At 45.0% G+C, this 15,401-nt stretch carries 12 protein-coding genes and 2 tRNA genes; 12 read left to right on the forward strand and 2 right to left on the reverse strand.

Going from position 1 to position 15,401, the window contains the following annotated elements; translation table 11 throughout:
* The first annotated feature begins 123 nt into the window (after nt 1-123).
* The 11 genes from R7O03_RS10280 (at nt 124) to luxS (ending at nt 11,443) form a co-directional block, all read left to right on the forward strand.
* Nucleotides 124-200: transfer RNA gene (locus R7O03_RS10280), tRNA-Arg, on the forward strand.
* A 52-nt stretch (nt 201-252) separates the two neighbouring features.
* A tRNA-Arg gene (locus tag R7O03_RS10285) sits at nt 253-329 on the forward strand.
* A gap of 561 nt (nt 330-890) precedes the next feature.
* A complete protein-coding gene (locus R7O03_RS10290; RefSeq protein WP_005379932.1) occupies nt 891-1,148 on the forward strand; it encodes an oxaloacetate decarboxylase subunit gamma in 258 nt (85 codons plus the stop codon).
* Between the two features lie 31 nt (nt 1,149-1,179).
* Nucleotides 1,180-2,964 carry a sodium-extruding oxaloacetate decarboxylase subunit alpha gene (gene oadA, locus R7O03_RS10295; RefSeq protein ID WP_053349862.1) on the forward strand — a complete coding sequence of 595 codons (1,785 nt, stop codon included), beginning with the start codon at nt 1,180-1,182 and terminating at the stop codon, nt 2,962-2,964.
* A 9-nt stretch (nt 2,965-2,973) separates the two neighbouring features.
* Nucleotides 2,974-4,104 carry a sodium ion-translocating decarboxylase subunit beta gene (locus tag R7O03_RS10300; protein ID WP_005379935.1) on the forward strand — a complete coding sequence of 377 codons (1,131 nt, stop codon included), beginning with the start codon at nt 2,974-2,976 and terminating at the stop codon, nt 4,102-4,104.
* A 123-nt stretch (nt 4,105-4,227) separates the two neighbouring features.
* A complete protein-coding gene (locus R7O03_RS10305) occupies nt 4,228-5,178 on the forward strand; it encodes an NADP-dependent oxidoreductase (RefSeq protein ID WP_137282360.1) in 951 nt (316 codons plus the stop codon).
* The gene (locus R7O03_RS10310) at nt 5,172-5,633 is read left to right on the forward strand and encodes a YqaA family protein (RefSeq protein WP_005379938.1); all 462 of its coding nucleotides are present in this window, start codon (nt 5,172-5,174) and stop codon (nt 5,631-5,633) included. The genes R7O03_RS10305 and R7O03_RS10310 overlap by 7 nt, the downstream gene beginning before the upstream one ends.
* A gap of 9 nt (nt 5,634-5,642) precedes the next feature.
* Nucleotides 5,643-8,486 (forward strand): M16 family metallopeptidase, encoded by a 2,844-nt coding sequence (locus R7O03_RS10315; RefSeq protein ID WP_047102663.1) that lies wholly within the window; start codon nt 5,643-5,645, stop codon nt 8,484-8,486.
* A 156-nt stretch (nt 8,487-8,642) separates the two neighbouring features.
* Nucleotides 8,643-10,211 carry a glutamate--cysteine ligase gene (gshA, locus tag R7O03_RS10320; RefSeq protein WP_025768181.1) on the forward strand — a complete coding sequence of 523 codons (1,569 nt, stop codon included), beginning with the start codon at nt 8,643-8,645 and terminating at the stop codon, nt 10,209-10,211.
* A 23-nt stretch (nt 10,212-10,234) separates the two neighbouring features.
* Entirely contained in the window at nt 10,235-10,840 is a 606-nt protein-coding gene (locus tag R7O03_RS10325; RefSeq protein WP_005379943.1) for a hypothetical protein, read from the forward strand.
* 84 nt (nt 10,841-10,924) lie between these two features.
* Nucleotides 10,925-11,443: an S-ribosylhomocysteine lyase gene (gene luxS / locus R7O03_RS10330; RefSeq protein WP_017820391.1), complete on the forward strand. Its 519-nt coding sequence runs from the start codon at nt 10,925-10,927 to the stop codon at nt 11,441-11,443.
* A 67-nt stretch (nt 11,444-11,510) separates the two neighbouring features.
* Here the strand turns inward: luxS and R7O03_RS10335 are convergent, their stop codons facing one another.
* Together R7O03_RS10335 and R7O03_RS10340 are read right to left on the reverse strand one after the other, a co-directional pair.
* Nucleotides 11,511-12,791 carry an HlyC/CorC family transporter gene (locus R7O03_RS10335; protein ID WP_005379948.1) on the reverse strand — a complete coding sequence of 427 codons (1,281 nt, stop codon included), beginning with the start codon at nt 12,789-12,791 and terminating at the stop codon, nt 11,511-11,513.
* A gap of 124 nt (nt 12,792-12,915) precedes the next feature.
* Nucleotides 12,916-13,710, reverse strand: coding sequence for an inner membrane protein YpjD (locus R7O03_RS10340; protein WP_005379950.1), 795 nt, complete (start codon nt 13,708-13,710; stop codon nt 12,916-12,918).
* Nucleotides 13,711-13,934: 224 nt separating this feature from the next.
* Between R7O03_RS10340 and ffh the strand changes: the two genes are divergently transcribed.
* Nucleotides 13,935-15,317, forward strand: a complete 1,383-nt coding sequence (gene ffh / locus R7O03_RS10345; protein ID WP_005385423.1) for a signal recognition particle protein — start codon at nt 13,935-13,937, stop codon at nt 15,315-15,317.
* The last annotated feature ends 84 nt before the right edge of the window (nt 15,318-15,401 follow it).

Genomic DNA, 15,401 nt, shown 5'->3' on the forward strand with positions numbered 1-15,401 from the left:
TTAGCTCAGCTGGATAGAGTACCTGGCTACGAACCAGGCGGTCGGAGGTTCGAATCCTCCAGGACGCGCCACTTATTAAAGGGTAATGCCCTGATGTTGACGAAAGTCGATATCGAAAACTGCGCGTCCTTAGCTCAGCTGGATAGAGTACCTGGCTACGAACCAGGCGGTCGGAGGTTCGAATCCTCCAGGACGCGCCACTTATTAAAGGGTAATGCCCTGATGTTGACGAAAGTCGATATCGAAAACTGCGCGTCCTTAGCTCAGCTGGATAGAGTACCTGGCTACGAACCAGGCGGTCGGAGGTTCGAATCCTCCAGGACGCGCCACTTATTGAAAAGCCTCGCAATTGCGAGGCTTTTTTGTATCTAGACATCTGGAATATGGCGTAGGATCACTAGAGCCTATGTTCCTCTTTTTAAAAGCGAATATGTGCGTATCTAAGCAATTTGCTATCAAGCTTCTGTCGCATCGTGTGAATCATCCTGATTATCCCTCCTATACACTGACTTCCATTTTTCATTTCAATTACTATCATGTAGTTACTTTGTTTGTTATTTGTTTGTTATTTGTTTATTGATTGTTAATTTTGTTCATCTTTTTGTTTTTGTTGGTTTTTACTGCGTGAGTCCCGATTTGATTTTGAAATCTAAATCGCAGTTTTTATTTATGTCCTCCTTTACTCTGTTCGTAAGGTGATAGCGATTTGAAGTGATTATTTTGTCATGAACTGTGATCTGGGTAGTGAATAAATAATCATTTATCAGGATTACTACAAACCTTCCTTAAACAAAATTGACAAAATTTAACCAATCGAGATAATCCATGGGTCGGGATTTGACACTATTAAAGTCCTGCACGTTGTCAGGATGACAAAGAAAGGAAGCAACATGACTAATATAGGAAGCCTGCTAGTAGATGCGGCCACCCTGATGCTAACGGGGATGGCGGTCGTATTTATTTTCCTCACTATTCTTGTTTATCTCGTTCGGTTAATGTCGAAATTGGTACCAGAAGAAGTACCAGAGCCGATCGCAGCACCAAAAACAAACACTAATATTCAATCAACCTCTTCAGCTGTTAGTCCACAAGTAGTGGCGGCGATCTCGGCTGCGATTCATAAACATCGCGCCTCATTCGCGAAGTAGCCGAACTAGGATTAAAAAGGAGTTTAAGAGCATGTCTAAACCACTAGCTATTACTGATGTGGTCCTTCGTGATGCCCATCAATCACTATTTGCTACGCGTATGCGTATTGAGGATATGCTGCCTATCGCAGCTGAGTTGGATAAGGTTGGTTACTGGTCTCTAGAGACTTGGGGTGGTGCAACATTTGATTCTTGTATTCGATTCTTAGGGGAAGACCCTTGGGAGCGTTTACGTGAACTAAAAAAAGCGATGCCTAATACACCAATGCAAATGCTACTGCGTGGTCAAAACCTTTTAGGATACCGCCATTATGCCGACGACGTAGTAGAGAAGTTTGTGGAACGCGCGCATGCTAACGGCATGGATGTATTCCGTATTTTTGATGCAATGAATGACGTGCGAAACTTCCAGAAAGCCGTTAAAGCAACGGTTGATGTTGGTGCGCATGCTCAAGGTACGTTGTCTTACACAACGAGCCCAGTGCATAACGCAGACACTTGGGTTGACTTGGCAAAACGCCTAGAGGATTTAGGTTGTCACTCGCTGTGTATTAAAGATATGTCTGGCTTACTTAAGCCTTATGAAGCGGAAGAGCTTATCACGCGTATCAAAGCGTCTTGTGATGTGCCATTGGCACTTCATTGTCATGCAACAACGGGGCTGTCTACAGCAACAGCGGTAAAAGCAGTGGAAGCGGGTATTGATATTCTCGATACTGCGATTTCTTCAATGAGTTGTACTTACGGTCATACACCGACTGAAACGGTAGTCGCTATGCTAGAAGGCACCGAGCGAGATACCAATTTAAAACTCGAGCAACTGGAACCTATCGCCGCATATTTCCGTGAGGTACGTAAGAAGTATGCGAAGTGGGAAGGCCAGTTAAAAGGAGTCGATTCACGCATCCTGATTGCTCAAGTGCCTGGTGGTATGCTGACCAATATGGAAGGCCAGTTGAAAGAGCAGGGCGCTGCGGATCGCATTGATGAAGTATTAGAAGAGATCCCTCGTGTACGTGAAGATCTTGGTTTCATTCCATTGGTGACTCCAACTTCACAGATCGTCGGTACGCAAGCGGTGATTAACGTTCTTACTGGCGAGCGCTATAAGAGTATTACCAAGGAAACCGCTGGTCTATTGAAAGGTGAGTACGGTCAAGCGCCAGCCGAGTTAAATGCAGAACTGCAAGCGAAAGTACTTGATGGTAAAGAGCCAATTACCTGTCGTCCTGCCGATTTACTTGAGCCTGAAATGGAGACGCTTACGGTTGATCTGATGGAGAAAGCGAAATCAGAAGGCATTAAGCTAGCAAGTGAGCGTGTTGATGACGTACTCACTTATGCACTTTTCCCTCAAGTTGGGCTTAAGTTCCTTAAGAATCGTGAAAACCCAGAAGCATTTGAGCCTGCACCAACGCTAGAAGCTGCGAAGCCTGCTGTACCTGTAGCTCAACCGGCAACTGGTGGTGTAGAAACTTATAGTGTACGTGTTGACGGGCAGGTGTATGAGGTGGAAGTTGGCCCTCAAGGTGAACTGACATCTGTTGCTCCTTCTAATGCACCGGCAAAATCGGCTACACCTAGCGCACCTTCTAATGCTTCAGCAGAAGCGGTACCTGCTCCTCTTGCAGGTAACATCTTCAAAGTGAATGTTCAACCTGGTGCTGAGGTAGCTGAAGGCGATGTATTGCTCATCCTTGAAGCGATGAAAATGGAAACTGAAGTACGAGCGGCGCGTGGTGGTGTGGTTCAAGAGCTGAACGTTAAAGAAGGCGATGCTGTCACAGTAGGTGCGCCTCTGTTGAGCCTGGCGTAAGGGAGTATCATGGACGGATTGTTAACCCTTTGGGCAGAAACAGGGATCGCTAACTTCGAGTTCGGCCAAATCTGTATGATGCTGGTTGGTTGTACCTTGCTGTTTTTGGCAATTAAAAAAGGATTTGAACCTTTACTGTTATTGCCGATTGGTTTCGGTGCTATTTTGGCGAATATTCCAAATGCTGGCTTTACTGAGCCTGGTGGCTTGCTCTACTACGTTTACTACATTGGGATTGAATCGGGTGTGTTCCCGCTATTGATCTTCATGGGTGTGGGCGCGATGACCGACTTTGGTGCTTTGATCGCAAACCCAAAAACGTTGTGGTTAGGTGCGGCTGCGCAGTTTGGTATTTTTGCAACACTGTTTGGCGCTATTTTACTCAACTATGTACCTGGCATGGAGTTTTCCATGGCGGATGCATCGTCTATCGCGATCATCGGTGGTGCTGATGGGCCAACAGCGATTTTCTTAGCGAGTAAGCTCTCTCCAGATCTGCTAGGTGCGATTGCAGTCGCGGCATACAGCTATATGGCATTGGTGCCGATCATCCAGCCACCAATCATGAAAGCACTGACAACCAAGGAAGAGCGTCAAATCAAGATGGCTCAGCTTCGTCATGTTGGTAAATGGGAGAAAGTCATCTTCCCGCTTGCTGTATTACTGATGACGATTCTGTTCTTACCTTCAGCTACGCCATTGGTTGGTATGTTCTGTTTGGGTAACTTGATGCGTGAAGCTGGTGTGGTCGATCGTTTATCGAAAACTGCTCAAAATGAATTGATCAACATAGTGACTATCTTTTTAGGTCTTGGTGTTGGTTCTAAGCTGCAAGCTGAGCAGTTCTTGAACCTAGAAACGTTAGGTATCTTGGGGTTAGGCGCAGTTGCATTTAGTATCGGTACTGGTGCGGGCGTCCTGATGGCGAAACTGCTTAACAAGTTCTCGAAAGAAGACATCAACCCACTTATTGGTGCGGCTGGCGTTTCTGCGGTACCAATGGCCGCGCGAGTCGTAAACAAAGTTGGTTTACAAGCTAACCCGCAAAACTTCTTGTTAATGCATGCGATGGGACCAAACGTTGCTGGTGTGCTGGGTTCAGCCGTTGCGGCAGGTATATTGTTAGCACTTGTTGGTTAGACATTATTGAAAATGGAATGATCAACCAATTTACAAAATCACGATTAACTTAGGTTAACAAAATGGTTTATAGTCAAAGGGATGCTTTCGCATCCCTTTTTGTTTTCTTGCAGGGAATGGTTTATGGAACACAAACAGATCGTTATCACTGAGTTTGGTGATGCCAACGTACTCGCGATTCAACATGCTTCTACACCATCACCACAGCCTGGTGAAGTCTTAGTAAAAGTCGCTTTTTCAGGCGTAAATCCTATTGATGTCAAAACTCGAGCTGGGCTCGGTTGGGCGGCAGCGCAGAATAAGGATAATTTACCTTGGGTGCCAGGTTACGACATCTCAGGAAAAGTGATGTCTTGTGGAGAGGGGGTATCACGTTTTAATGAAGGTGATGAGGTGGCTGGATTTATTGGTTTCCCAGTTCGAGGCGGTGGTTACAGTCAATACATATGTGTTCCAGAAACTGAGTTAAGTCATGTTCCTAGCTCTGTCACTTTGGAGGCAGCTGCTGCATTACCGTTGGCGGGACAAACTGCGGCACAAGCTCTCAGTAAGGCTAATGTGAATGAAAACGATCGCGTACTTATCCTCGCTGGTGCCGGTGGTGTTGGACACCTCGCGGTACAAATTGCGATCGCGACGAAAGCGGAAGTCTTTACAACCTGCAGTGAACGAAATTTAGATTACCTTGCGACGCTCGGTGCTCATGCAGTGAACTATCAATTTGCACCAGTGTCAGAACGTGTTGAAGATGTTGATGTTTTGATTGATTTAGTAGGCGGAGATGCTGCGTTAGATGCGCTTAAATGCCTGAAAGACAATGCGAGAGTCATCACCGTTCCAACCATAACTGCTGAGCTGATTTGTGAAAAAGCCAAACTCCTAGGCTTTGAGGCTAGTGGCATGTTGGTTGAACCAGACCCTGCGCAGTTAGATACCTTGTTGTACATGGTGGGCGTTGGCTTACTGAAGACTGAAATTCAACAGGTTTATCCTATGAGTGATGTCATTGGTGCTCACCAGCAGGTCGAATCAGGAAGAACCAGAGGCAAGGTGTTGCTTGATATGACATGCTAGAAGCATTTAACACGAGTTTTGAAAGTTTAGCGCTTTGGTTTTCAGATTCAGCATTATGGGTGCTTTTCATGACCGGTTTTCTCAGTGCCACGTTGTTGCCTGGTGGTTCTGAGGCGGGCTTAGTTGCCACTCTCTCATTAAATCAATACTCCGTTTCTTCAATTGTTATGGTCGCTACTATCGGTAATACGCTTGGTGGCTTAACAAATTATTGGCTTGGCTTGTGGATTCCCAACAAAGCACAAGAGGAAAAGCACGGTCATACCGCATTAAAGTGGCTCTCTAAGTATGGCTATTGGGGGTTGTTTTTTAGCTGGTTACCTGTAATAGGAGACCCGCTGTGTTTAGCCGCAGGGTGGCTAAGAATGAAGTTTCTGCCTTGCGTGATTTTAATATTTTTAGGAAAGGCTGCTAGGTATAGCTTACTTGCGGCCATCTATCTCGGATTATTTTAAGGAAAGTACATGAAGATGTTTTGGGTTGGCGCGTGTTCACTGTTGGTGATCACGGGCTGTGCATCAAATACGCCAGTTTCATCACTGCCGAAAGGGGTAACTTTCGTTGAGTCATCGAAAGCTGAAGAAGGCAAAGTTAAGATTCCATACCAAAAGTACAAACTCGATAATGGTTTAACGGTGATCTTAGCTCCTGAAGATTCTGACCCATTGGTCCATGTGGATGTGACTTACCATGTTGGTTCAGCTCGTGAAGAAGTGGGTAAGTCTGGTTTTGCGCATTTCTTTGAGCACATGATGTTCCAAGGCTCAGAGAACGTTGGTGACCAAGAGCACTTCAGAATCATCACAGAGGCTGGCGGCACGTTAAATGGTACAACAAACCGCGATCGTACTAACTACTTTGAAACTGTCCCTGCTAACCAGCTCGAGAAAATGCTGTGGTTAGAGTCTGACCGTATGGGCTTTTTGCTGGATGCGGTTTCTCAACGCAAATTTGAAATTCAGCGTTCGACTGTAAAAAATGAGCGAGCTCAGCGTTACGATAATCGTCCTTATGGCTTGATTTGGGAGCGCATGTCCGAAGCGCTATATCCTGAAGGTCATCCGTATTCGTGGCAAACCATTGGTTATGTTGAAGATCTTGATCGTGTTGATGTGAACGACCTCAAAGCGTTTTTCTTGCGTTGGTATGGCCCAAACAATGCGACTATCACGATCGGTGGTGACTTAGACGTTGAACAGACTCTAGAGTGGGTAAATAAGTACTTCGGTTCGATTCCTCGTGGTCCTGAGGTTGAAAATGCGCCGAAACAACCTGCAAAACTGCAAGAAGACAAATACATCACGCTAGAAGATCGTATTCAACAACCTATGGTGATGATCGCGTGGCCAACAACCTACAACGGCGAAGAAAGCCAAGCGTCTCTCGACACGTTATCAGAAGTATTGGGTGGCGGTACCAACAGCGTGCTCTATCAAGACCTAGTGAAGACTCAAAAAGCGGTCGATGCTGGTTCATTCCATGACTGTGCTGAACTGGCGTGTAACTTTTACGTTTACGCAATGGGTGATTCTGGAGACAAAGGCGACCTATCAAAACTGTACGACGAGCTTTTACAATCACTGAATCAGTTTGCGGAAAAAGGCGTGACAGAAGATCGCCTTGAGCAGTTGAAGGGTAAAGCGGAAGCGGATGCTATTTTTGCGCTAGAAAGCGTTAAAGGTAAAGTGACTCAGTTGGCTTCCAACGAGACATTTTTCGGCGATCCTGATCGTCTTGAGCAACAGCTTGAACAAATCCGTGCAGTTACGCCGACTTCGGTAGAAAAAGCGTATACGGACTTTATCCAAGGTAAGAACAAAGTGACCCTAAGCGTGGTCCCAAAAGGAAAAACAGACCTTGTCGTAAAACCTGCGACCTTTGTGACACCAAAGCGTACGCTGCCAGAATATGAGAAGATTTCCGATGACCAATTGGCGTATCGTCGTGCGACCGATAACTTCGATCGCTCAGTGCAACCGCCAGTAGGAGAACCAGTGAAAGCGACGATGCCAGAGCTGTACGAGTTACATTTCAAGAATGGCTCAGAGCTGCTTGGTGCAGTTAGCGATGAAACGCCGACGGTGATGATGCAATTTAGTCTACCTGCAGGGACACGTTTTGTTGAAAAGGGTAAAGAAGGTCTTGCCCAATTGACCGCTGCGATGTTGCAAGAAGGTACAACGAAACGCAGTGTCGAAGAGATTCAAGCTGAGCTTGATAAACTGGGTAGTGTTATCTCTGTTAATGCCACAGGTTATACAACAAACATCAGTGTTTCTGCTCTAGAAAAGAACTTAGAGCCGACGTTAAAAATTGTCGAAGAGATGTTGCTGTCTCCTGCATTTAATCAAGATGATTTCGAGCGTGTAAAAATGCAAGCTCTAGAAGGCCTGGTATATGAGCACCAAAATCCAAGTTGGATGGCGTCACAAGCGAGTCGCCAGGTGCTCTATGGGGATTCGGTTTTTGCTCGACCAAAAGACGGCACGCAAGCAGGTGTCAGTGCATTAACGTTGGATGATGTCCGTGAATTCTACTCGAAGCATTACACGCCACAAAGTGCGCAAATCGTCGTTGTTGGTGACATTGATCAACAGGAAATTGAGCAGCAACTGACGTTCTGGAAAAACTGGCAAGATGAAGCTGCGCCATTGTATGCACCGCAAAGCATTGCTGCATTAGGTGAGCAAAAGATCCATCTTGTTGATAAACCAGGAGCGCCGCAAAGTGTGGTCATGATGGTTCGTCAAGGTATGCCTTACGACGCAACGGGCGATTTTTACCTAAGCCAACTGGCAAACTTCAACTTAGCTGGGAACTTCAATAGCCGCATTAACCAAAATCTACGTGAAGACAAGGGTTACACATACGGTGCTTACGGATATTTCTCTGGTAATCCAGAAACAGGCTCGGTGGTTTTCACCGCGCAAGTACGAGCGGATGCAACGGTTGCTTCGATCATTGAGATGGAAAATGAGCTAAATGAATACTCGCAGTCAGGTATTACTGATGAAGAGATGAAATTTATGCGTCAAGCGGTCGGTCAAAAAGATGCACTGAAATATGAAACGCCAACACAAAAAGCGGAGCTCATCAGTGATATTCTTAAGTACAACCTCGATCATGATTACTTGCAGCAAAGAAACGCTATCGTAGAAAAAGTCGATAAGCAGACGTTGAATGCGCTGGCTCAGAAATGGTTTGATCCAAATGACTATCAAATTATCGTCGTTGGTGATGCTAAATCGTTGCGTCCTCAATTAGAAAAGTTGGGGAAAGACGTAGAAGAGCTTGAAATCATTCGATAGAGTACACATTTAATAGCGGAGAAACGTTTCTCCGCTATTCATCTAGATAAGCAACTTTTCGTGGGTTATTTATCTAGATGCATTAACTATCAATAACTTAGCTTACACTTGTGTTATGTAACAAGTGTCCTGCTCCCAATATAAGCGAACCTCATTTTGACTGATTTTGCTGCGCGACTAAAAAAAGTTGCATCAAACCCCGAAGTATTTAAGCAGTTTGGACGCGGTGTTGAGCGAGAAACTTTGCGCTATCGTCAGGATGGACATCTAGCTACAACTCCTCATCCTGAAGGGTTAGGCTCTGCGTTCACAAATCAATGGATCACAACGGATTTTTCGGAATCATTGTTAGAGTTCATTACGCCTGTGTCACATGAAATTCCAGAACTGATGGCACAGCTGAAAGATATCCATCATTTCACTCAAACCAAAATGGGTGAAGAGAAAATGTGGCCACTATCAATGCCTTGCTACGTAGGCTCAGAGGATGATATTCAGTTAGCCCAGTATGGCTCTTCGAATGCAGCGAAAATGAAAACGCTGTACCGAGAAGGTCTAAAGCGTCGCTATGGCAGCCTGATGCAAATTATTTCAGGTGTCCATTTTAACTTCTCGTTTCCTGAAACATTTTGGGATGCGCTCTATGGCGAGCAAGATGAACAAGCCCGCCAAGATGCTAAGTCTGATGCGTACTTTGCGTTGATCCGTAATTACTACCGCTTTGGCTGGATGATTCCCTACTTCTTTGGTGCATCACCAGCGTTATGTGGCTCTTTTATTCAAGGTCGTGAAACCGATCTGCCATTCGAGAAGATTGGCGGGACATTATATTTGCCGAAGTCGACGTCTTTGCGTTTGAGCGATCTTGGCTATACCAATAGTGCTCAAAGTGTGCTGAAAATTGGTTTTAACAGCATTGACCAATACCTCGATGGTTTGAGTGATGCGATTCGCCACCCATCAGAAGAGTTTGCGAAAATTGGGGTAAAAGTGGATGGTGAATACCGCCAGCTTAATTCCAATATCTTACAAATTGAGAATGAACTGTACGCTCCGATTCGTCCAAAACGTGTATCGAAAAGTGGTGAGAAGCCTTCAGATGCGTTACGACGCGGTGGTGTCGAATACATTGAAGTTCGTTCTCTAGATGTTAACCCATTCAGCGCAGTGGGCTTAAATGAAGATCAAGTACGATTCTTGGATCTCTTCCTTACCTGGGCGGCCTTGTCAGACTCAGACCCTATGGATAACTGTGAATTAGAGTGTTGGCGCGATAACTGGAATAAAGTCATTGTTTCTGGCCGTGAAAAAGGTCTAATGCTGCAAATTGGTTGTCAAGGTGAACGTCTATCTCTACAAGATTGGGCACACCGAGTTTTCGTCGAGTTACGTCAAATAGCACAGCAAATGGATATGACCGCTGGTGGCAGTGCATACCAAGATGTGTGTAATCAACTCGAGACATGGATTGATAACCCAGAACTAACGATCTCTGGTCAACTATTAGAGCTAACGAAAGAGCTGGGTGGGCTAGGTAAAGTTGGTTGTACTCTTGGTATGAAGTACCGTGATGAAAACCTAGCTCACGGTTATCAGTACTATTCACAAGATACGATGGAAACGGAAGTAGCGTCGTCCGTGGAAAAACAAAAGCAAGCAGAGCAGAGTGACACGCTTTCTTTTGATGATTTTTTGGAAGATTACTTTGCTTACCTGAAGCAGTAATGACTAACTAAGGATTGGTGTGGTTGAACATTAAGTCGTCAGTAGTAGCGGTACTTGGAAGCGTGTTACTTGCAGGTTGTGCTACGGCACCGCCAAAGCAGCAGAATAACTTATGCGAGATATTCCGAGAGAAATCCGGTTGGTACGATGATGCCAAAGATATGGAAGATGAATGGGGGACCCCTATTCATGTCGCTATGGCCATCATTAAACAAGAAAGCAGCTTTCGGCACGATGCAAAACCACCTAAAGATTATTTGCTAGGGTTTATTCCTTGGGGACGAGTCAGCAGTGCGTATGGTTACGCTCAAGCTCAAGACCCTGCTTGGGAAGACTTCCAAGATGCCACAGGCCAGGGTGGCTCTCGTACCAACTTCGATGATTCTATGATGTTTGTCGGTTGGTACACTCATGAAACACGGCGTCAGCTAGGGATTTCATTATGGGATCCCTATAACCAGTATCTGGCTTATCATGAAGGGCGAGGTGGGTATAAGCGAGGCACTTATAATCGAAAACCTAGTTTAATCAAAGTCGCTCGACGTGTTGAACAAACAGCGAAAACTTATGGCTGGCAGCTGAAGCAATGTCGTCAGGAATTAGAAGACAACAGCAGCTGGTTCTTTTAGCCCACAGTCAGTTCATGTGCTGTAGGGATGAATGACATTTATCCATTACCGAAAGGTACTGGAGTTACAATCAGGAGAGATGTAATGCCTTTACTCGATAGTTTTACCGTGGACCACACTCGTATGAATGCACCCGCTGTACGAGTGGCGAAAACCATGCAGACCCCAAAAGGGGATACGATTACTGTTTTCGACTTACGCTTTACTGCGCCAAACAAAGACATTCTTTCTGAAAAAGGTATTCACACCCTAGAGCACCTTTATGCAGGCTTTATGCGTAATCACCTAAACGGTGATTCTGTTGAGATCATCGATATTTCGCCTATGGGTTGCCGCACAGGTTTTTACATGAGCCTGATTGGCACACCATCAGAGCAGCAAGTCGCAGATGCTTGGATTGCAGCAATGGAAGATGTGCTGAAGGTAGAAAGTCAGAATAAGATCCCTGAACTTAACGAATACCAATGCGGCACGGCAGCAATGCACTCTTTAAAAGAAGCACAACAGATCGCAAAGAACATTTTGGATGCTGGTGTTTCGGTGAACAAAAATGATGAACTTGCTTTGCCTGAGTCGATGTTAAAAGAGTTGCGCATCGACTAGGTGCTCATTAAGAAGCATATTGCCCCAATAAGTAAAAAGCCTGACATGAGTCAGGCTTTTCTTTTGGTTATTTGGATGTCGACTTTTTCTTCTTCGGATAAACACGAACGAGCTTGATTCGGTTCTCTTCAATCTCAACAAGTTCCATTGGGTGACCCGCTACTCTCACACTTAGATGGCTCTCAGGAATATCTTCCAAGTGTTCTAAAATGAGCCCGTTTAGCGTTCTCGGGCCATCCGTTGGTAAATCCCATTTCAGGCCTTTGTTGATATCTCGGATATTGGTGCTGCCTTCAATAAGAAAGCTTCCGTCACCTTGAGGACTGATTTCATCAGAGAGGCTTGGAGAAATGGATGTCGTGAACTCACCAATGATCTCTTCCAGAATATCTTCAAGAGTGATTAGACCGATGATATCACCGTACTCATCCACGATCAGACCGATACGTTGCTTGTTACGTTGGAATTTCAACATTTGCACGTTCAGTGGTGTGCCTTCTGGGATGTAATAGACCTCATCAGCAGCACGTAATAGCGTTTCTTTGTTGAATTCGTTCTTTTCCAACATCAGACGATAAGCCTCGCGCAAGCGCAGCATGCCAACCACTTCATCAATTTGGTCACGATAGAAAACTATGCGTCCATGTGGCGAGTGGGTTAGCTGGCGAACAATGGATTTCCAGTCGTCGTTAATATCGATACCAGTAATTTCATTGCGTGGGACCATAATGTCGTTCACGGTGACGTGCTCAAGATCCAAAATCGACACCAGCATGTCTTGGTGTCGGCGAGGAATCAAACCGCCAGCTTCATTTACCACCGTACGCAGCTCATCGGAGCTAAGATGATCTTCTGCTGAGTGATCCGCTCTTACGCCAAGTAAGCGGATAAAGCCATTCGTAATAAAGTTAACAAGCATCACTAAAGGCGACAGTAACTTCATCAGTATGGTCAATAATATACTGCTCGCGTAGGACACGCGTTCAGGGTAAAGCGCTGCAATTGTTTTAGGGGTAACCTCGGCAAAAACCAGTACAACCATAGTTAGTGCACCGGTTGCGATAGCGACACCTAAATCACCATACAAACGCATACCAATAATGGTCGCGATAGCAGACGCGAGAATATTAACGAGGTTGTTGCCGATAAGAATAAGACCAATCAAACGATCTGGACGGTCTAATAGTCTTTCGACTCGCTTAGCACCCTTATGCCCGTTTTTGGCTAAGTGTTTTAAGCGATAACGATTCAGAGACATCATCCCTGTTTCTGAACCGGAAAAGTAACCTGATATGACGATAAGACACGCGAGTAGCGCAAACAAGATACCCGTAGAGATGTCGTCCAAAACGTTGCTGTTCCTTGTAAGTATTGGGTTATATAACGGTTGAGTAAGTCCGTTAAGTCAAAGAGTTAAGGCGTACTGTATTTTATCTAGCCTAAAATATAAAGGATAGGAGCCCTAGAGCTCCTTAATTCAAGATGATTTCTTTTACAAAGCGACTGCCAAAATATGCCAGAGTCAACAGTGTTGCTCCTGCAACAGCGAACCATGTGACTTTTCTACCACGCCAGCCTTTTTGATAGTGACCCCAAAGTAGTATTGAGTACACCACCCAAGCGATGAAAGAAAGAATGCCCTTATGTGCCTTACCTTGGGCAAACATATCCTGCACAAAGACAAAGCCAGTAATGAGCGTGGCAGTTAACAATAAGTTACCGATCAAAATAATTTTGAAGAGTTGACGCTCCACCATTAATAGAGGCGGCAGGTTTGGGTTAATCGCCAAAGATTTTTTTGCTTTCAGTTTGTGATCCAGCCAAGCCAACTGAAGCGCATAGAGTGCCCCGATAGTTAAAGTCGCGTATGAGAAGAGCGCAAATGAAATATGAATGAGTAGCTTAGGGTCATTCTCTAGGTGCTTTATAAACGTGCTTGGCAAAAATGTGGCAGCAGATAAATTGATGGCAGCAAAGCTATAAACGACAGGCAATAAAAACCACAGTCGGTTTTTCAACATAGCAAGGCTCATGACCAGAGAAATAATAAAACTGATCAAAGAAGCCACGTTGAGAATACTCAGGTTTTGACCTGAACCATCAAAAATCAGATCACTCAAAATCCACGCATGAAAAACAAGCGCACAGGCAGCACTAGCAAACACTGTTTTTGCTTTGATTCCTGACTGTTGTGAGAGTCCGGGTATGATGGTCGCAATCGCCAAGACATAAAGTATGGCGGCCGCGATGGCTATTAAGCTATCCATGAATCCTAAATATTATTGTGCACGATGGAGAAATTATACCTTGCATTACACTTTGGGGCTACGTTATATCCGACATCAATCGTGAGAGATGAGATATTGAAATTAATAAGTTACCGCACCATATATAAATAGAGACAAGAATAGGACAGCGGTACGGGTATGACTCAGACCTTGGCTAATGTATACTCACACTAATTAATCGCCATTTTAGCGAAGAGACAAAGATGTTTGAGAATTTAACGGATCGATTATCCAAAACGCTGAAAAATATCAGTGGCAAAGGTCGTCTGACCGAAGACAACATTAAAGAAACCCTACGTGAAGTCCGAATGGCTCTACTTGAAGCTGACGTTGCGCTTCCGGTCGTTCGTGAATTTGTGAACCGCGTTAAAGAAAAAGCGGTGGGCGTAGAAGTTTCTAAATCTCTGACTCCAGGTCAGGAATTTATCAAGATCGTTCAAACAGAACTTGAAGCCGTAATGGGTGAGTCGAATGAGGCGCTAAACCTTGCAGCTCAACCACCTGCTGTGCTTCTTATGGCAGGTCTACAAGGTGCGGGTAAAACCACATCGGTAGGTAAGTTATCTAAGCTTCTAAAAGAACGTGACAAGAAGAAAGTTTTGGTTGTGTCTGCCGACGTTTACCGTCCTGCGGCAATCAAGCAGCTTGAAACACTGGCATCAGACATCGGTGTTGACTTCTTCCCATCATCACCAGACCAAAAGCCTATTGATATCGCCAATGCAGCGATTGACCATGCGAAGAAAAAATTCTACGACGTACTTATTGTCGATACCGCAGGTCGTTTGGCAATTGATGAAGAGATGATGGGGGAGATCAAAGATCTTCACGCAGCTATCAACCCAGTAGAAACGCTATTTGTTGTTGACGCCATGACGGGTCAAGACGCAGCAAATACAGCAAAAGCCTTTGGCGATGCGCTACCTCTTACCGGTGTAGTTCTAACTAAGGTTGATGGTGATGCTCGTGGTGGTGCGGCACTTTCAGTACGCCATGTCACGGGCAAGCCAATCAAATTCTTGGGTGTCGGTGAAAAAACTGACGCGCTAGAACCGTTCCACCCAGATCGTGTTGCTTCACGTATTCTTGGCATGGGTGACGTTTTGTCTTTGATTGAAGACCTACAACGCAACGTTGACCAAGAAAAGGCAGAAAAGTTAGCGAAGAAGTTCAAAGAGAAGAAAGGTTTCGACCTTGAAGATTTCCGTGAACAGCTAGGCCAGATGCAAAACATGGGCGGCATGATGGGGATGATGGATAAGCTTCCAGGAATGTCCCAGCTACCAGACAATGTAAAAGACAAAGTCGATGACAAGATGTTCAAACAGATGGAAGCGATCATCAGCTCCATGACAATGAAAGAACGTCAACGCCCAGAAATTATCAAGGGCTCGCGCAAGAAGCGTATCGCGGCTGGTTCTGGTGTGCAGGTTCAAGATGTAAACCGCTTACTAAAACAGTTCACCCAAATGCAGAAAATGATGAAAAAGATGCAAAAAGGTGGAATGAAAGGCATGATGCGCAATATGCAAGGCATGATGGGCGGCATGGGTGGTGGCGGTGGCTTCAATCCATTTGGTCGTTAATTAATCGATCACGCATAGATTCAGGGTGTTAGGTACGTCACAAACTTTAAATTCAATTTATGTTGGTGAAAAAGTAACTAAACT

This window comes from Vibrio sp. Vb2960 (assembly GCF_033337665.1).
Lineage (GTDB): Bacteria > Pseudomonadota > Gammaproteobacteria > Enterobacterales > Vibrionaceae > Vibrio > Vibrio alginolyticus.